Consider the following 16640-nt stretch of genomic DNA (forward strand, 5'->3'; position numbering starts at 1 on the left):
CGACGACTTGGCCGTCGGGGCACGCGATAGCCTCGCCGGGGCCGCGAATTCGACGGCGTGTACTTCCGGCACCTTCTGCCCGTCGTCTCCGAAACAGACGAGGACGCATCACAGCCCGACCACACGGCGGACGTGGAAGACTGGGTGTGTGAAGGTCACGCAGAGGCCTGACCCGCCCACCGGCATCCGGCGGGCGTTCTTTCGCGCGCCGATCTACCTCTACCGCGTCCACCTCGGGTTTCTCCTCGGTGGCCGATTCCTGCTCCTCGAACACGTCGGGCGCAAGACCGGCGCCCGGCGGCAGGTCGTGCTCGAGGTGGTCAACCACGACGCCGTCGGCGATGGGTACGTGCTGGCCGCCGGGTTCGGTCCCAAGTCCGATTGGTACCGGAACCTGCGTGCACAACCGAACGCGAAGATTCAGGTGGGCCGCCGGCGGCTCTCGGTGACAGCCGAATTCCTCGATCCCGAGACCGGTGCGGACTTCATGGCGCACTACGCGGCGGAGCATCCGAAACTCGGACTGCGGATCGCCAAAGGCATGGGCTTCGACGTCGACGGCAGCGCGGCCGACTTCCGGGCGGCCGGCCGTGAAATCCGTTTCGTCCGGCTGCGCCCCCGCGGCTGAGGGTGCTCAGTTCAGCCGCACACCGCCCGCGAGGAGCATGGTGCGCAGGACGAAAGCCGCCTCGGGGCCGATGATCTCCCCGACCAGGGTGAGGTAGCGGTCCACGTATTCCGGTCCGTGCGGCGCGACCGTCGGGTACTCGGGGTCGGACGGATCGAGGTGATGGGCGACCTCGTGAAGCACCACCAGTTCGCGGAACGCCCAGGCGTTGCCGTTCCGATGCTCGGGTACCGCGATTGTCGCGCAATCGCTTTCGTAGTGGGCCGCCTTGTTGCCCGACCGCGCGCGGACGTGAACCGGGGTGGCCGCCCGCGTCCAGGTGGATCGCACCCAGTTCAGGGCGAGCACCCGGTCGACGTAGTCCTGCACCGAGTCGATCGACGCGAATTTGCGTTCCACCGGCAGCGTCACCTGCGACCCCAGAACGTCGACGACGCGCAGCCCGCGCTCGTCGGCGCGGTCGAACATGGTGCGCACGAGGGCCTCGGCGTCGTACACGGCGGTCCGCTGAGTGTCGCGGGGCCGCTTCACGACGGGATCTGCTTGCGGGCGGTCGACAGTTCGGGTGAGTTGCTCAGGCGGGCGGTCCGGGCGGCGCGGTCGCCGGCCCGGCGGGCGCTCGACGAATGTCCGGCGGACGCCCGTCCTCCTCGCCACGTGCCGCGGGCCTGCGAGTTCTCCGAGTAGTAGTCCTTCAGCTCGAGCTGCTTGTCGCGCAGGACCAGTGCCGTCTCCGCCGACGACTCCGGCACGGACACCGCCTGCTCCTCGGCCTCCTTCTTGGCGTCGGCCAGGCGCTGCCCGATCCGCGCGGCGTAGGCGAGCTGGAAGTTCAACCGGGCGGTGACACCGGCGACGGGCCGTCGCACCCGTGTCGCGACCCGGCGGCGCCCGCGCTTCTCGACCTGCGTCCGCACCGTCGTCTCGCCGCGGTACTCACCCGACTTGATGTAGCCGTCGGACGCCCGGACCATCTGGATCAGCAGGCTCGCGTACAGGGCCTCGCAGACGTCGATGTCGCCGGCGAACCCGTACGCGTAGATGACGGCGGACGTCTGGGCGATGTCGCACTGGACGTCGTTGGCGGCGGCGATCACCAGGAACAGTTGCGCGTACGTGCGCAGACCCTTCTTGCCCGGTTCACCGATCGTGATCAGGCGCTGGGTGGGGGTGGCCCGCTTCTCCCGGCCCGCCGCGTGTGCGCGCGCCACCGCGAGGTCGATCGAGGAGGCGGTGGCGAGCCGCTGGGCGGCGGCCATGAAGGCCTCGCCCTCGTGCGGGTTGTCGGTGGATTCCGCCTGCCGGAGGAGCCCACCGATGCGGGTCAGCATCTTGTCGGAACTCACCCAGGCAGGCTAGCCCCCCGTGCGTGGTTAACGAGTCCTGACACTCCTTAACCGCGCACGGGCGGCGGAGCCGCCTACAGCCGCTCGAGGTCGTCGAGGATCAGGTTTGCGCCGGTGAGGCCGATGCCGGTGATCCACACGCGGTAGTCGGTCTGACGGACGCCGTCGCGTCGTGACGGCCCCATCTGCCCGATGAGTACGGGGTCGATCCCCAGTTCCCTCGGTGCGGACGTGTTGGCGACGAACGCGATGTCGGAGTCGATCTGGGCGACGTTCTCGAGCGAGATCTCGGACATGTCGTTCTTCGCGTCCCACGGCTGCCCGGTGATGGTGTAGCCGGCCGCGGTCAGCACGGAACCGGAGAACGTGCCGGGTCCGTGCAGGCGCAGGCCGTCGTCCATCACGCGGATGACGTGCGCGGTGCGACCCCGGTTGGTTTCGGTCAACGCGGCGGCGCGGGCGTGGAACGCCGACAGCTTCTGCTCGGCTGCGTCCGTCTCACCCATGGCCTCGGCGAACAGCCGGAGCGTCCCCTGCCAGTCGACCGCCGGCGACACGGAGAACACGGTGGGCGCGATCGCGGACAGCGCGTCGTACAGGTCGCCGTGCCGCTGTTTGCTGCTGAGGATGAGGTCGGGCTGCAACGCGGCGATCGCCTCGAGGTTCGGTTCGGCGATCGACCCGACGACGGTGGTGCTGTCCAGTCCGCCGCCCAGGTAGGCGGGCAGCGCGTCGGCGGAACCGGCCTGAGCAGCGCCGACCGGTGTCTTCCCGAGCGTGACGACGGTGTCGATGGGCAGGCTGTCGAGGGCGACGATGCGACTGGGCCGGTTGTTCACCGTCGTCGTGCCCATGGCGTGGGTGACGGTGCGCTGGGCGCCGCTGTCGCTGCCCGTTGCCGCGTCGGGTCGCGCGCAGGCGGCGGTGAGCGCGGCCAGTGCGGCTGCTCCCAGCCCGGCTCCGAATTCTCGTCGTGTCAGGGCGTCGACGATCTCCTGCCATTGGACGTCGGTGACATTCGGGGAGCACGTAGCAGAACGCATCCTGGACCTCGATCTCGAAGGGGGTAGAAGATAGGCGAACCTAACCTTATACAGTCTGTTGCGTGAGCGTGCAGACGACGACGTCGCCCGAGGGGTGGACGCCACCGGCCTGCGCGGCGCTCTCCCGGTCACTCCTGGAGCCGTTGTGCGGCACCGCGCCCCGGGTGCGCGGCTGGCTGCTGATCGAGCAACCCGGACCGTGGGGACGCGACCGGCTCCGGCAGAGCCGCCTCGACCCGGTCCTCGGCGACGCGCTCGCAGGCCGGTGCGCCGACGCGGGGGTGCGTCCGGTGCTGATCCGCACCCGGCAGCGCCGCGACCTCGCCGCCGGACGTCACGTCTACCTCGTGCGTCCCGGACGAGCCGACGGCTGGGCGGAGCGACTGCTGGTGCGTGAGGACCGGGAGCTGATCGACCTCGACCTCGACCTGTCACCCGGAGTGGGGGAACGTCTCGACCCCGCCGAATCTCTGTTCCTCGTCTGCACCCACGGCAAGAAGGACGCGTGCTGCGCGTCGTTCGGACGCCCCGTCGTCACCGGCCTCGGCCACCGCGACGGACGGGTCTGGGAATCGACGCACGTCGGCGGCGACCGATTCGCCGCGACCATGGTGTGCCTGCCGTCGGGCATCTACTACGGCCGGGTCACCGCGGAGGCGGCGGAACACATTGTCGCCGAACACGATCACGGACGCGTGGTGCTCGAACACTACCGCGGCCGGTGCACCGACGACCCGGTGCTGCAGTTCGCCGAGCACACCGTCCGGGCCGAGCGGTCGCTGCTCGGACTCGACGATGTGATCCCGCTGTCGGCGACCCCGCGGACGGACGGCGACACCGACGTCCTGGTCCGGCACCCGGCCGGGACCGACCTCGTCCGGGTTCGCACGACCCGTGCCGAACCCCGCCTGACCGCCTGCAGCGCGGGTGTCGTCGACAGCCCGGACCGGTTCGAGGCGGCTCCGCCACCCGTGCGCCGTTCTGGTAGCTAGGACAACCAAAAAGGCGCACGGGTGCGAAGCGCCTGACAACTTGCCCACACGTTCAGCGGCGTTTCCTTCCCGGTTACCTGCAGGGCGGTTGTCCGTACAACTCGGCCCGTGACAGTGGTCGCCATGACGGAGCATCGGTACCGCACGATCGCGGACCAACTGGAGTGCGAGATCGAGAGCCTGGCGCCGGGCACCAAACTCGACAGCGAACACGAGCTGATGAAGCGCTTCGGGGTGGGCCGGGCGGCGGCGCGGGGTGCGGTGCAGGAGCTGGAGCGGCGACTGCGGGTGCGGCGCGTCCAGGGTGCGGGCACGTTCGTCGCCGAGCGGATCGACTACGTCATCTCCCGCGACCGCCGGCCGTCGTGGCACCGCACCGTCCGGGAGGCCGGGGCGGTACCGCGGTCGGTGATCCTCGAACGGTCGCTTGCACCGCTGCCCGCCGACTGCGCCGACCGGCTGGAGGTGCCGCACGGCACCCCGGCGCACCACATGGTCCGGCTCAGCTACATCAACGACGTCGTCGCCGGTCTCGGATTCGAATGGATCTCCCACGACGCCGTCCCCGACCTCGCCGAGGGCATGCGGGTGGAGGAATCCCTCGACGAGGTGCTCCGCCAGATGGGACATGTCCGTTCGGTCCGGTCCTGGTGCCGCACCGCATCGGACATTCCGCCGGCCGACGTGCAGGAGAAGCTGCAGCTCGTGTCCGCGGTCCCGGTGTGGGTGGTGGAGAGCGTCAACCGCGACGCCGACACCGGCACACCCCTCACCTACAGCAAGGCGTGGATGCGCGGCGACGCCGTCCGCGTCGTCATGGAGATCGGCTCTCCGGACGAACCCCGACCACTCACCACCGACATCGAGAACGACACGAAAGAGGTTTCGGCCCCATGATTTCCCACGTCTACAGTCGCGAACGCGTCGCCGAGTTGCTCGCCGCCGCGTCGGCGGGCGACCTCGTCGAGCTCGCCGACGCCTGCCTGTCCGACGGCGCCGAACTCGCGGTCCTCACCGCGCCGGAGGTCGGTTCCGTCGCGGCGCAGGTGCGTGAACCCATTGCGTACGAGCACTTCTTCCTCGGCGACGTCCTCGGCTGCCGCGCCGAGGTGAGTCTCGCCGGAGTGCGTGGCTGGGCCATGCGGCTGGGCGACGACCGGGCCGCCACCCTCGCCGCCGCGATCTGCGACGCCGAGGTCCAGGCCGGGCGCCCGCACGCCGACCGTGTTCACGAACTGTGCGCCCGCGTCGAGCACGAACGCCGGCTCGCCGACCTCGACGAATGGGCGCAGCTGGCCCCCACCATCGTCCAATTCGAGGAGCTGACGTAGAGATGAGCGACACGATCGTGATCGGTTCGGCGCTCGGCGCCGGCCTGCACCCCGACCGGGCGCAGCGCGTGTACCGGGCGGTCCTGGAGGCGTTCGCGCGACCGGGAACCGTCCAGGCGTTGCCCCGCACCGACTTTCCCCCTGCCCTGCTGCCCGCGCTCGCGCTGGCCGACCTGGAGACCGGCACGCACGTCCTCGAGGAACAGCAGGACTGGACGTCCGTGCTCGCCGTTGCCACCGGCGCACCCGCCGCCCCGCTGGGGACGGCGAAGTACGTCACCGCGCTTCGCCCGCCGACGGTGACCGAATTCGGTTCGGTGTCAACCGGTACGGCACTGAGCCCGGAGTCGGCAGCGACTGTCGTCTGCGCGGTCGACGCGGTCGACGACGGCATCCCCGTTCGCCTCGCCGGGCCGGGAATCGAGTCCGCGATCGCCTTCGCGCCGGCCGGATTCGACCCCGCCCTGTGGCAGGTCCGGCGCCACCTGGTCGCGGAGTTCCCGTCCGGCGTCGACCTGCTGTTCGTCGGGCCGGACGGATCAGTCGTCGGGATCCCCCGCACCACCGTGGTCTTCGGAAAGGACAACTGACATGGGATATTCGGGAGCACGGGGTGGCCTGGACGCCATCCTCGCCGCCGAGTCGCTGGTCCGCGGCGCCCGCAACGCCGACCCCGCACCGTGGCTGACGACGGAACAGATCACCGGCCGCATGCGGTTGGCCGTCGACCGGGTGATGGGCGAGGGCAGCCTGTACGACGAGGACACGGCCGCCGACGCGCTGCGGCAGGCCGAGGGTGACGTCATCGAGGCGACCCACCTGGTGCGAGCCCACCAGTCGACGTTGCCGCGACTGGCCGTGAGCGAGCCGATCGACCCCGACGAGATGGTGGTGCTGCGGCGCATCGTCCCCGCGCACCGCACACCCGACGGCCCTCAGCTGCTCGGCCGCACCAGCGACTACACCGGCCGGATGCTGGATCGCGACGCACGGCCGGAACCGGTGATCGTTCAGGAGAGCGTGCCCGCGGAAACCGAACGGGCGGAGGACCAGCGGCATCCGCGGCGGTTTTCCGACATGCTCCGCGAGATGGATCTGCTGGTGGACAACCGGCCCGCCGACGGCGCACCGAAGGCCGCACCGTTCGATATCTCGCGGCATCCCGCACGACCGCCTGCCCCGCGCTCGGCGATCCTCGCGAGCATGGCCCGCGCCGAGACCGGCTCACTGATCGGCACCTGGTACCGCTCGATCCGCGGCACCGAGGGCAACATCCACGAGGTGACGCTCGGCGAGGTGCGGCACGGCCGGCTCCCGCTGCGGGTCGCGCACCCGCACACCGGAAAGCCGGTGCTGCTCGGGTACATCCGTGCGTCGGAGTGCGAGGCGATCGAGGACCTCGACGGCCCGGACGAGGACCGCAGCCGATTCGACGTCGGCTACGGACTGTGCTTCGGGCACAACGAACGCAAGGCCATCGCGATGGCGAACCTCGACATCGCCTGCCGGCGGTTCGGTGACGCGGACGGTCTCGAGCAGGTGCTGCTGCTCACCACCGACGGCCTCGACTCGTGCGGATTCCTCGAACACCTCAAGTTGCCGCACTACGTCACGTTCCGCTCGATGATCGACCGCAAGCGCGCCGTGCGCGGTGTGGAGTCGGTGGCCGAGCGCACCGCCGAACCGATCGGAAGGACCTGCTGATGACCGTCACCGACACCGTCACCGAAACACCCACCACCGCCGGTGTTCTCGCGGCGCTCGACGCCGAATCCTTCCCCCGCGGAATCCTCGACGAAGGGTCCAAGCGGGAGATCCGCCGCGCCACCCTCACCGCGGTCTGCGTGCCCGGTTACCAGGTGCCGTTCGGGTCCCGCGAGATGCCGGTGGCCCGCGGCTGGGGTTCCGGCGGACTGCAGCTCACGCTGGGCCTGCTCGGCGGCCACGACACCGTGAAGGTCATCGACCAGGGCGACGACGACGGCGTCAACGCCACCAACCTGCGTCGCCTCATCGTCGACAGCGAGCACTGCGCGCAGACCCAGGACACCCGGGATTGCAGCGTCGTCCAGAGTCGGCACCGCATCCCGGAGGAGCCGCTGATCGACGATCAGGTTCTGGTGCTTCAGGTTCCGGTCGCGGAGCCGTTGCGGGGCGTGCAGAAGTCGGTGAGCGAGTGCGCGCGGATGCACGCCGAGGCCGACTACTCGATGATCTGGGTCAGCCTGTACGAGGACCTGGTGCGCAACGGAGTGATCACGAAGACCACCGGCTACCCGGTGCTCGTGAACGGCCGCTACGTCATGGTCACCACCCCGATCCCCCGCTGGGACGTGCCGCGCCTGAACAACGCCGCGAGCCTGACGCTGTTCGGCGCCGGCCGGGAGAAGCGCATCTTCGCGGTCCCGCCGTACACGCGGGTCGAGCCGCTGACGTTCGACGACGTCCCGTTCGAGGTCGAGGGCGACACCGCCCAGCGCTGCGCGCGCTGCGGTTCGTCCGACACCTTCCTGGTGGAGGCACCCGGCGGGCGGACGGCCTGCAGCGACATCGAATGGTGCACCAGGACACTCGACGGTGACGTCGATGCGCGCAACCATGCGGAACGGTCGCCGTTGCGCTTCCTGCCCGACCCGGCACGTCGGGTGCGGGCGGCCACAGCCGTGAAGCGTCGTGGTCCCGCGGAGCTGGAGGCGCGGCCGGTCCCGGCCCACGCCGACGGCTGGACGCTCGCCGTCCGCGGCGTCGGCAAGGTCCACGGACCGGGCGGCGCCGACGCGGTACCCGGAACCGGACCCGGCACCGGAACCGCGATCAGCCCCCGCACCGGCGCGGTCGTCGCCGCCTGGGACGTCGGCTTCGACGTCGCGCCCGGTGAGGCGCTCGGCCTCATCGGTGAGTCGGGCTCGGGCAAGTCGACCGTGCTGCGCTGCCTCGTCGGCGAGGAAACGGCCACGGCCGGTTCGATGTTCCTCACCACTGTCGGCGGCGGCGACACCGACGTGTTCGGACTCGACGCGGCCGAGCGCCGGGCGCTGCGCGTCGACACCGTCGGTCTCGTGCACCAGAACCCGGCGGACGGCCTGACCATGAAGGTGTCCGCCGGCGGCAACATCGCCGAGCGGCTCACCGCGGCGGGCTGGCGGAACTATCACGAGATCCGGGACCGCGCCGCGTATCTGCTGGAGAAGGTGGAGGTGCCGCTCGAGCGGATGGACGACCCCGTCCACACGTTCTCCGGCGGCATGCGTCAGCGGGTGCAGATCGCGAAGGCCCTCGCCACCGACCCCCGGGTGCTGCTGCTCGACGAGCCCACCACCGGGCTCGACGCGTCCGTCGCGGCGGGTGTGCTGGACCTGCTCCGCAAACTCCTCGCCGAGCGGGACACCGCCGCCGTGGTCGTCAGCCACGACTTCGCCGTCATCGAGGCCCTCACCGACCGCTGCCTCGTGATGAACGTCGGCCGTGTCGTCGAGTCCGGGCTCACCGACCAGCTGTTCCAAGACCCGCACCACCCCTACACGCAGCGGCTCGTCGCGGCCGCACGTCGGTGAATCCGACCATCGAAGGCTGAGGTAACCCACCATGATTTCTCCGATACTGTCGGTCCGCGCACTGCGGAAGACGTTCACACTGCACACCATCGACGGCCGCACGGTGACGTCGCTGCACGGCGTCGACCTCGACGTCGCTGAGGGCGAGCACGTCGCCCTCGCCGGGCCCAGCGGTGCCGGCAAGTCCAGTCTGCTGCGCTGCGTGCACCGCAGCTACCTGCCCGACGGCGGCACCGTCACCCTGCGCACCGACGACGGCCCGGTCGAGTTGACGTCGCTGCCGGACCGCGAGATGGCCCGGCTGCGCGGACGCGAACTGGGGTACGTCTCCCAGTTCCTGTCGGCGCCGCCGCGCACCGGCCCGATGGATGTGGTCGCGGCCGCGGGGCGCCGGCGTGGAATGAGCAGGTCCGACGCCCGCGACGCCGCCGCCGACTCGCTGCGGCGCCTGGCCCTCGACGAGGCGCTGTGGGACGTGGATTGCAGCGTCCTGTCCGGTGGCGAACGCCAGCGCGTGAACATCGCTGCGGGAACGGTCAATCCGCCGCGACTGCTACTGCTCGACGAACCGGTGTCGGCGCTCGACCCGGCCAACCGGGAACGCGCGCTGGAGCTGATCGCGTCGCTGTCCGCGCAGGGGGTGGCGGTGCTCGCCGTCTTCCACGACCTCGACGCGATGCGCAGACTGGCGTCGCGGGTGATCCGGTTCAGTGAGGGCCGGATCGCGCAGCAGGGCAGTGCGTTCGACGTGCTGGGAGCGGCGGCATGAGCGAAACTGCGCAGACCCTCGAGCAACCCACCGCCTGGTCGTTGCAGCAGTCGCCCCGCGACTACGTGCTCGGGCACGTGCGTGCCGTGCTCCCCGCCGGCATCCTCGACGACGCCCGGATCGTCGTGCGCGACGGCCGCATCGTGGAGGTCGGTGAACCCACACCCGGCACCCGGATCGACGTCGACGGCGGCGGACTGTTCTGCCTTCCCGGTCTCGTCGACGTCCACTCGGACGGCCTCGAGCGGGAACGCCTCCCGCGGCCGGGGGCGGAACTGCCGTGGATGTTCTCGATGATGTCGTTCGAGGGGAAGCTGCGGGCGGCCGGTGTGACCACCGTGTTCCACGGGGCGTCGTTCTCCGACCGGGAGGCGGCCAAGAACCAGCGCAGCGTGCACGCGGCGATGGAGATGTGCGAGGCGATCGCCGGGTGGAACGAACGCGAGACCGACGGCCGGCTCGTCGACCACCGGGTGCTGCACCGGCTCGACGTCCGATCCGCCGCCGGTCTGGCGGCGCTCCGCAACCACTTCGACCACCTGGTCGCCACCGGACAGGTCGGTGCGGATCTGCCCGCCGTGATCTCGCACGAGGACCACACCCCGGGCATCGGGCAGTACGCCGACCGCACGTTCTACGAGCGGTACATGGCCGGGATCCGCGGCATCTCCATGGAGGAGGCCCGGCTCCGGGTCGACGAGGTGGTGCGGGAACGGGAGAGCAACATCGCGGTGCGTGAGGACGCGATGGAGTGGCTCGCCGGCCGCGGCGCGACGGGATCGGTCCGGATCTTCGGGCACGACCCCGAATCCGCCGTCGAGATCGCCGACCTGGCGCGCCGCGGCGGCAACGTCGCCGAATTCCCGACGACGGAGGAGGCGGCCCGGGAGGCCCGCGACCGCGGCATGTCCGTGGTGATGGGCGGACCGAACGTCCTGCGCGGCGGCTCGCACTCCGGCAACGTGTCGGCGGTGGAACTGGCCCGGCTGGGTCTGGTGACCGCGCTCGCATCGGACTACCTGCCGTCTTCGCTGCTCGGGGCCGCGTTCACGCTCGCCGCCGACGACACGATGCCGCTGCACGCCGCGGTGTCGCTGATCACCAGCGGTGCGGCCACGGCCGTCGGGCTCTCCGACCGCGGGGCGCTGGAACCCGGGCAGCGCGCCGACCTGGTGCTCGTCGGTCTCGAGCACCGGTGCCCGGTGGTCCGGTCCGTGCTGCGGGCGCAGTAGACGTGCCCGCAGCGACAACCCGCTGGTCTCGCCCATCGCAGTTTCTCGGGGGTTCACCCGGGGTTGCCACTGCGGTCACCGTGGAAGACGAACCTTGACCCGAACGCGCAGGATCTCGATGCGCGCCTGCCACGCCCGACTCAGGGCACCCGAAGGAGACAACTTTCATGGGTAGCTTCATGCGCCGATCGTTCGCCGCTGCCGCGGTGGGCGCGGCCGCCGTCCTCGCCCTGTCCGCGTGCGGATCCAGCGCCGCCGACAGTGCGGGCGACCCGGAGACGCTCGTGCTGGCGTCCATCCCGTCGGAGGATTCCGAGAGCCTGCAGCAGCAGTACAAGCTGGTGGGTGACGTGATCGAGAAGGAGACCGGCATCCCGGTCGAATTCCAGAACGCGACCGACTACGCCGCCGTCATCGAGGGACAGCGGGCCGGCAAGGTGCAGATCGCCGGTTACGGGCCGTTCTCCTATGTCACCGCGAAGGACGCGGGTGTCGCGACCACACCGATCGCGGTGCCCGTCGACGCGGCCGACGCCGAGCCGGGCTACAAGTCGTACGCCATCACGAAGGCAGGTTCGAACATCAAGAGCCTCGCCGACTTCCGCGGCAAGACGGTGTGCTTCGTCGATCCCTCCTCCACGTCCGGGTACCTGTACCCGTCGGCCGGACTCCTCGAGGCCGGGATCGACCCGCAGAAGGACGTCACCCCCGTCTTCGCCGGCGGGCACGACGCCTCGGTGCTCGCCGTCGTCAGCGGCCAGTGCGACGCCGGCTTCGCCTACGACACCATCGTCGACAAGGTCCTCGTCGAGAAGGGGCAGATCAAACCGGGTGACGTCGACGTGCTGTGGAAGTCGGAGACCATCGCCGCCAGCCCCATCGCGATCAGCACCGACTTGTCCCCCGAACTCCAGGGCAAGCTCACCGACATCTTCCGCACCAAGCTCAACCGGCCTGCCCTCGTCGCTGCCGGATACTGCACCGACGAGAGCGGATGCGCGCTGCCGGAGGGGGTCGAGTACGGCTACGTCGCCGTCGACGACGCCTTCTACGACGGTGTCCGCAAGGTCTGCGACATCACGAAGGCCGCGGCGTGCCAGGGCTGACCGTCCGGCCGCAACTGAACCCGACACAGTAGGGAGACCCTCATGTCCGACCCCGATCACTCCGCGCTCGGCGCGTCGATCGACCGCATCCTGACACCGACCATCACCCTCGACCGGGTCACGAAGGACTTCGGTCCCCAGATCCGGGCGCTCGACGACGTGTCGCTGCAGGTGTATCCCGGTGAGGTCGTCGCGCTGCTCGGGCTGTCGGGGTCGGGCAAGTCGACACTGCTGCGTCTGCTGGACGGGCTGCACCTGCCCAGCACGGGGTCGGTGACGGTGCTCGGCACGGACGTGGGGGCCGCCCGGGGGCGTGAACTCCGCGAACTGCGACGCCACGTCGGCTTCGTGTTCCAGCAGTTCCACCTCGTGGGCAGCATGTCCGTGCTCGAGAACGTCTGCACCGGCGCCCTCGGCGCGCTGCGCGGTCCCCGGTTCGGGCTGTTCAGCTACCCGAGGTCGGTGCGCCGCGCCGCAATGGAACAACTCGACCGAGTGGGGTTGGCGGACAGGCCGTTCCAGCGTGCCGACACGCTGTCCGGCGGGCAGCAGCAGCGGGTCGCGGTGGCGCGGGCCCTGGTGCAGCGTCCCCGCATCCTGCTCGCCGACGAGCCGGTCGCGTCCCTCGACCCCGAGTCGTCCGCCCAGGTGATGGCGCTGATCTCCCGCATCGCCGCGGAGGACGACCTCACCGTGCTGTGCAGCCTGCATCAGGTGGAGCTCGCGCTGTCGTGGGGTCACCGCCTGGTCGGGCTGCGCGGCGGCCGGGTGGTACTCGACAAGCCCGTGTCCGCCATCGACCGGAACGAAACGATGTCCATCTACTCGAGCGTCGCGTCGCCGACGTCGCCGCAACTCGTCTGACCGCTGTGACCGTCCTCCTGCCCCCGCGCCCGAAGGAACGAGAACCCGAGGCGCGCACCGTGCCCCGGCCGTCGCTCACGTCGATCGGCGTCACCGTCGTGCTCGCCGCATGGCTGCTCGCCTCGCTGTGGTCGGTGGCCTCGCTGAAGATCAACGTCGCCACGTTCGCCGACAGCCTCGGCAACGCAGCCGATTTCGTGTCCCGCATCTTCCCCCTCGACTTCCCGCCGCTCGGCGAGATCGTCACCATGACGGGGCAGACCCTCGCCATCGTCACGTGTGCCACCGCCCTGAGCGTGGTCGTCAGCGCGCTGGTGTCACTCGCCGCGGCACGGAACACCACCCCCGGTACCCCCTTGCGCTGGGCGGCCCGCGCCACCATCGTCGTCACCCGGGCGATCCCCGAGATCGTGCTCGCCATCCTGTTCCTGCGACTGTTCGGCCTCGGCGCGGTCGCCGGCATCCTCGCGCTCGGCATCCACTCCGTCGGCATGGTCGGCAAGATGTACGCCGACGCCATCGAGGACACCGACGCCGGGCCGCGCGACGCCCTCCGCGCCGCCGGGGCGACCTGGTGGCAGCAGGTGGTCGGCGGCGTCTTCCCCCAGGCCCTCCCGGCCTTCGTCGCCACCGCCCTGCACCGCTTCGACATCAACCTGCGCGCGTCCGTGATCCTCGGCTACGTCGGGGTGAGCGGCATCGGCATGGAACTGTCGCTGGCGATGAAGACGATGAACTACCCACGTGGAATGGCCCTGGCCCTGTTCGTCGTCGCGCTGTGTGTCGTGATCGAACTGATCTCCGGCGCCGTCCGTCGTTCCCTGCTCGGGGACCGGGCGCCCAGGCGTCGCGGACTGCGTGAGCGGGTGCTGTCGGCCCGCGGCGGCTGGGCGGAGAACGGTTCCGCGGCGAGGGTCGACGGCCCCGTCGCCCTGCGCACCCCCGGTGGCGACTACCGGATCAGCCCACCGTGGACGGGCGAGCGGATCAGGCGCACCCTCTATCTCGGCGCGACGATCCTGGCGCTCGCCGCCGCCACGTGGGGCTCCGACATCGACCTGTCGCGGATGGCCGAGGGAATCACGTCCCTGCCCCGCACACTCGACCTGTTCTTCCCGCCCGGCACCGGCGGAATCTGGGACGAACTGCTCGCGCAGCTTCTCGTCACGGTGCAGATCGCACTCGCGGCAACGCTTCTGGGTCTGCTCCTGGCCGTGCCGATCGGAATTCTGGCGGCCCGCAACGTGGCTCCCACCCCGGGCGTCGCGAAGTTCTTCCGCATCGTCATCGTGGTAGTGCGCGGCATCCCCGACCTGATCTTCGCGATCATCTTCATCGTCGTCACCGGGCTCGGTGCCACGGCGGGCGCGCTCGCGCTGTCCGTCGGGGCGGTCGGGTTGCTCGGCAAGCTGATCGCCGACTCCCTCGAGGAAACGGATGTCTCCGTGCAGCAGGCGGTGTCGGCCGGCGGCGCCAGCCGCTCCCAGGTGTTCACCGCCGCGACGCTCCGGCAGTCGGCGCCCGCCCTCGTCGCGCATCTGTTCTACCAACTCGATGTGAACATCCGTGCCGCAACACTGCTCGGCGTCGTCGGTGCGGGCGGCATCGGCTTTTACCTGATGAACGCCGCCCGGGTCCTGCAGTTCGACGTCGTCACCACCATCGTGCTCATGGTCTTCGCCGTCGTGATGGCCGTCGAGGGCGTCGCGATGTGGATGCGCCGGGCGATGTCCTAGCTTCATCCCCAACCTGTGGAGGAACCTGTTGATGAACCCGACCAATACGATTCGGACCGAAGCAAATTCAGGACTGATGGCGGCGGCGGACGCCGCGACGAACGCCTACCGGAAGGCCGTCGCCACCTACCCGCGGGAGAAGCTGAAGTCGATCGCGATGCAGGGGGCGGACGGCACCCCGACCATGTTCGTGGACGTGATCGTCGAGGACGCCATCATCGATGCCGCCACCGCGGCCGGGGTCAACGTGCTGTCCGAGGAGCGGGGCTGGGTCGACGTCGGCTCGGCCGTCACCCTGGTGGTCGATCCCGTCGACGGCTCTGCCAACGCCGCCGCCGGTGTGCCGCTGGCCTGCTTCAGCGCCGCCGTCGCGATAGACGGCGAATTCACCGAGGCGATGACCACGTGGTTACATACGGATGAACGCTGGTGGGCGTCACGAGAGTTGTCGCCGTACACCACCAGCGGGTGCCGCACGGTCGCCGACGCCGCCGTGTCGATGCTGCGCCCGCACCAGCGGAACTGGGACGCCTGGACCCGTGTCGCGCAGAAGGCGACCCGAATCCGGATCCTCAGCTGCAGCACCCTCGACGCCGTCCTGGTGGCCACGGGAGCCGTCGACGCGTTCGTCGACGCCGGCAGCGACACCCACCGGCTCATGGACATCGCCGCGGCCGTCCTCCTCGTCGGCGCGTCCGGTGGCGTCGTGCTGGACGCCTTCGGCCGGCCCGTCCAGTTCGACACCGACCTCACCCGCCGCTGGAGCGGGATCGTCGCGGCCACCCCCGAACTCGGAGAGGAGCTTCGAGCCCTCATCGCCGAGGCGCCGTAGCCGCCCGTGCGCCTTTCTGGTAGCGGCGGCTACCGAAAAGGCGCACGGGGTAGATTCTTCGCACCTGTGCGCGGCGCCGGGTAGAAGGGACTTCGACGTTCATGGCCACAGTGACCTATGACGGTGCCACCTGCCTGTTCCCCGGCTCGGACAAACCGGCCGTCGATATGCTCGACCTGAAGATCGAGGACGGTGAGTTCCTGGTCCTCGTCGGCCCGTCCGGCTGCGGCAAGTCGACGTCGCTGCGGATGCTGGCCGGGCTGGAGGACGTCCACAGCGGCCGGATCCTCATCGGTGACCGCGACGTCACCACCCAGGAACCCAAGGAACGCGACATCGCGATGGTGTTCCAGAACTATGCGCTGTACCCGCACATGTCGGTGGCCGAGAACATGGGTTTCGCGCTCAAGCTCGCCGGCGCCGCGAAGGACGACATCCGCAAGCGCGTCGAGGAGACGGCGAAACTCCTCGACCTCGAGCCGTACCTGGACCGCAAGCCGAAGGCGTTGTCCGGCGGTCAGCGGCAGCGCGTCGCGATGGGACGGGCCATCGTCCGGCAGCCGCAGGTGTTCCTGATGGACGAGCCGCTGTCCAACCTCGACGCCAAGCTCCGCGTGCAGACGCGCACCCAGATCGCGCAGCTGCAGCGCCGCCTCGAGACGACCATGGTGTACGTGACACACGACCAGGTCGAGGCCATGACCATGGGCGACCGGGTGGCAGTGCTGAAGGACGGGGTGCTGCAGCAGTGCGCGTCGCCCCGCGACCTCTACAACAGGCCCGCCAACGTGTTCGTCGCCGGCTTCATGGGGTCGCCGTCGATGAACCTGTTCACGCTGCCGATCACCCCCGACGGGGTCGTGCTCGGCGACGCGACCATTCCGCTGCCCCGGCAGCTGCGCGCCGACACCGACGAACGTGAGGTCGTCGTCGGGATCCGCCCCGAACACCTGGAACTGTCGACCACCGGCATCCCGATGGAGGTCGCGGTGGTGGAGGAACTCGGATCCGACGCCTACATCTACGGCCGCAGCACCGTCAACGGGGAGACCCAACAGTTGGTGGCCCGCGCCGACTGGCGGAACCCGCCCCGCAAGGGTGACCTGGTGAAACTGCACGTCGACCCGTCCCAGGTGCACCTGTTCTCGGCGTCCGAGGGCTACCGGCTGAGCTGAACCGGCGGTGAACAGAACGGCTCGTGACCGAT

The 16640-nt window shown here is 70.2% G+C and carries 17 protein-coding genes; 14 read left to right on the forward strand and 3 right to left on the reverse strand.

Annotated elements, in window-relative coordinates:
• Positions 1-148: 148 nt before the first annotated feature.
• Positions 149-628 (forward strand): nitroreductase family deazaflavin-dependent oxidoreductase, encoded by a 480-nt coding sequence (locus CJ177_RS22825; protein ID WP_005249601.1) that lies wholly within the window; start codon positions 149-151, stop codon positions 626-628.
• A gap of 6 nt (positions 629-634) precedes the next feature.
• Here the strand turns inward: CJ177_RS22825 and CJ177_RS22830 are convergent, their stop codons facing one another.
• From CJ177_RS22830 to CJ177_RS22840, 3 genes are all read right to left on the reverse strand, one after another.
• Positions 635-1159, reverse strand: a complete 525-nt coding sequence (locus CJ177_RS22830; protein ID WP_025433586.1) for a TIGR04338 family metallohydrolase — start codon at positions 1157-1159, stop codon at positions 635-637.
• Positions 1156-1974 carry a DUF2786 domain-containing protein gene (locus CJ177_RS22835; protein WP_005249605.1) on the reverse strand — a complete coding sequence of 273 codons (819 nt, stop codon included), beginning with the start codon at positions 1972-1974 and terminating at the stop codon, positions 1156-1158. Before CJ177_RS22835 ends, CJ177_RS22830 begins: the two co-directional genes overlap by 4 nt.
• A 74-nt stretch (positions 1975-2048) precedes the next feature.
• On the reverse strand, positions 2049-3017 hold the full coding sequence (locus CJ177_RS22840) for an ABC transporter substrate-binding protein (protein WP_095868652.1): 969 nt from the start codon (positions 3015-3017) through the stop codon (positions 2049-2051).
• Between the two features lie 62 nt (positions 3018-3079).
• Between CJ177_RS22840 and CJ177_RS22845 the strand changes: the two genes are divergently transcribed.
• From CJ177_RS22845 to CJ177_RS22905, 13 genes are all read left to right on the forward strand, one after another.
• The gene (locus tag CJ177_RS22845) at positions 3080-4009 is read left to right on the forward strand and encodes a sucrase ferredoxin (RefSeq protein ID WP_025433585.1); all 930 of its coding nucleotides are present in this window, start codon (positions 3080-3082) and stop codon (positions 4007-4009) included.
• Positions 4010-4132: 123 nt separating this feature from the next.
• Positions 4133-4906 carry a GntR family transcriptional regulator gene (locus tag CJ177_RS22850; protein WP_025433584.1) on the forward strand — a complete coding sequence of 258 codons (774 nt, stop codon included), beginning with the start codon at positions 4133-4135 and terminating at the stop codon, positions 4904-4906.
• Positions 4903-5340 carry a phosphonate C-P lyase system protein PhnG gene (locus CJ177_RS22855; RefSeq protein WP_005249616.1) on the forward strand — a complete coding sequence of 146 codons (438 nt, stop codon included), beginning with the start codon at positions 4903-4905 and terminating at the stop codon, positions 5338-5340. Before CJ177_RS22850 ends, CJ177_RS22855 begins: the two co-directional genes overlap by 4 nt.
• Before the next feature lie 2 nt (positions 5341-5342).
• Positions 5343-5930 (forward strand): phosphonate C-P lyase system protein PhnH, encoded by a 588-nt coding sequence (gene phnH / locus CJ177_RS22860; protein WP_005249617.1) that lies wholly within the window; start codon positions 5343-5345, stop codon positions 5928-5930.
• A gap of 1 nt (position 5931) precedes the next feature.
• Positions 5932-7044 (forward strand): carbon-phosphorus lyase complex subunit PhnI, encoded by a 1113-nt coding sequence (locus CJ177_RS22865; RefSeq protein WP_061700976.1) that lies wholly within the window; start codon positions 5932-5934, stop codon positions 7042-7044.
• Positions 7044-8894, forward strand: a complete 1851-nt coding sequence (locus CJ177_RS22870; RefSeq protein ID WP_005249620.1) for an alpha-D-ribose 1-methylphosphonate 5-phosphate C-P-lyase PhnJ — start codon at positions 7044-7046, stop codon at positions 8892-8894. The genes CJ177_RS22865 and CJ177_RS22870 overlap by 1 nt, the downstream gene beginning before the upstream one ends.
• Positions 8895-8925: 31 nt before the next feature.
• Positions 8926-9663 (forward strand): phosphonate C-P lyase system protein PhnL, encoded by a 738-nt coding sequence (locus CJ177_RS22875; RefSeq protein ID WP_005249622.1) that lies wholly within the window; start codon positions 8926-8928, stop codon positions 9661-9663.
• Positions 9660-10895 (forward strand): alpha-D-ribose 1-methylphosphonate 5-triphosphate diphosphatase, encoded by a 1236-nt coding sequence (locus CJ177_RS22880; protein ID WP_005249625.1) that lies wholly within the window; start codon positions 9660-9662, stop codon positions 10893-10895. Before CJ177_RS22875 ends, CJ177_RS22880 begins: the two co-directional genes overlap by 4 nt.
• Before the next feature lie 167 nt (positions 10896-11062).
• Positions 11063-12001 carry a phosphate/phosphite/phosphonate ABC transporter substrate-binding protein gene (locus CJ177_RS22885; protein WP_179443265.1) on the forward strand — a complete coding sequence of 313 codons (939 nt, stop codon included), beginning with the start codon at positions 11063-11065 and terminating at the stop codon, positions 11999-12001.
• A gap of 42 nt (positions 12002-12043) precedes the next feature.
• A complete protein-coding gene (phnC, locus tag CJ177_RS22890; RefSeq protein ID WP_005249629.1) occupies positions 12044-12865 on the forward strand; it encodes a phosphonate ABC transporter ATP-binding protein in 822 nt (273 codons plus the stop codon).
• A gap of 59 nt (positions 12866-12924) precedes the next feature.
• Complete coding sequence (gene phnE / locus CJ177_RS22895; RefSeq protein WP_005249631.1) at positions 12925-14601, forward strand: phosphonate ABC transporter, permease protein PhnE; 1677 nt, start codon at positions 12925-12927, stop codon at positions 14599-14601.
• Between the two features lie 31 nt (positions 14602-14632).
• Positions 14633-15433, forward strand: coding sequence for an inositol monophosphatase family protein (locus tag CJ177_RS22900; RefSeq protein WP_095868653.1), 801 nt, complete (start codon positions 14633-14635; stop codon positions 15431-15433).
• Positions 15434-15534: 101 nt separating this feature from the next.
• Entirely contained in the window at positions 15535-16608 is a 1074-nt protein-coding gene (locus tag CJ177_RS22905) for an ABC transporter ATP-binding protein (RefSeq protein WP_095868654.1), read from the forward strand.
• Positions 16609-16640: the final 32 nt, after the last annotated feature.

Origin of the sequence: Rhodococcus sp. ACPA1, from assembly GCF_002300195.1 — a bacterium.
Taxonomy (GTDB): domain Bacteria; phylum Actinomycetota; class Actinomycetes; order Mycobacteriales; family Mycobacteriaceae; genus Rhodococcus_F; species Rhodococcus_F opacus.

Coding starts and splice junctions, on each gene's coding strand:
- CJ177_RS22840 (WP_095868652.1), bottom strand. CDS start 3,017: ATGCGTTCTGCTACGTGCTCCCCGAATGTCACCGACGTCCAATGGCAG.
- CJ177_RS22850 (WP_025433584.1), top strand. CDS start 4,133: ATGACGGAGCATCGGTACCGCACGATCGCGGACCAACTGGAGTGCGAG.
- CJ177_RS22855 (WP_005249616.1), top strand. CDS start 4,903: ATGATTTCCCACGTCTACAGTCGCGAACGCGTCGCCGAGTTGCTCGCC.
- phnH (WP_005249617.1), top strand. CDS start 5,343: ATGAGCGACACGATCGTGATCGGTTCGGCGCTCGGCGCCGGCCTGCAC.
- CJ177_RS22865 (WP_061700976.1), top strand. CDS start 5,932: ATGGGATATTCGGGAGCACGGGGTGGCCTGGACGCCATCCTCGCCGCC.
- CJ177_RS22870 (WP_005249620.1), top strand. CDS start 7,044: ATGACCGTCACCGACACCGTCACCGAAACACCCACCACCGCCGGTGTT.
- CJ177_RS22875 (WP_005249622.1), top strand. CDS start 8,926: ATGATTTCTCCGATACTGTCGGTCCGCGCACTGCGGAAGACGTTCACA.
- CJ177_RS22880 (WP_005249625.1), top strand. CDS start 9,660: ATGAGCGAAACTGCGCAGACCCTCGAGCAACCCACCGCCTGGTCGTTG.
- CJ177_RS22885 (WP_179443265.1), top strand. CDS start 11,063: ATGGGTAGCTTCATGCGCCGATCGTTCGCCGCTGCCGCGGTGGGCGCG.
- phnC (WP_005249629.1), top strand. CDS start 12,044: ATGTCCGACCCCGATCACTCCGCGCTCGGCGCGTCGATCGACCGCATC.
- CJ177_RS22900 (WP_095868653.1), top strand. CDS start 14,633: ATGAACCCGACCAATACGATTCGGACCGAAGCAAATTCAGGACTGATG.
- CJ177_RS22905 (WP_095868654.1), top strand. CDS start 15,535: ATGGCCACAGTGACCTATGACGGTGCCACCTGCCTGTTCCCCGGCTCG.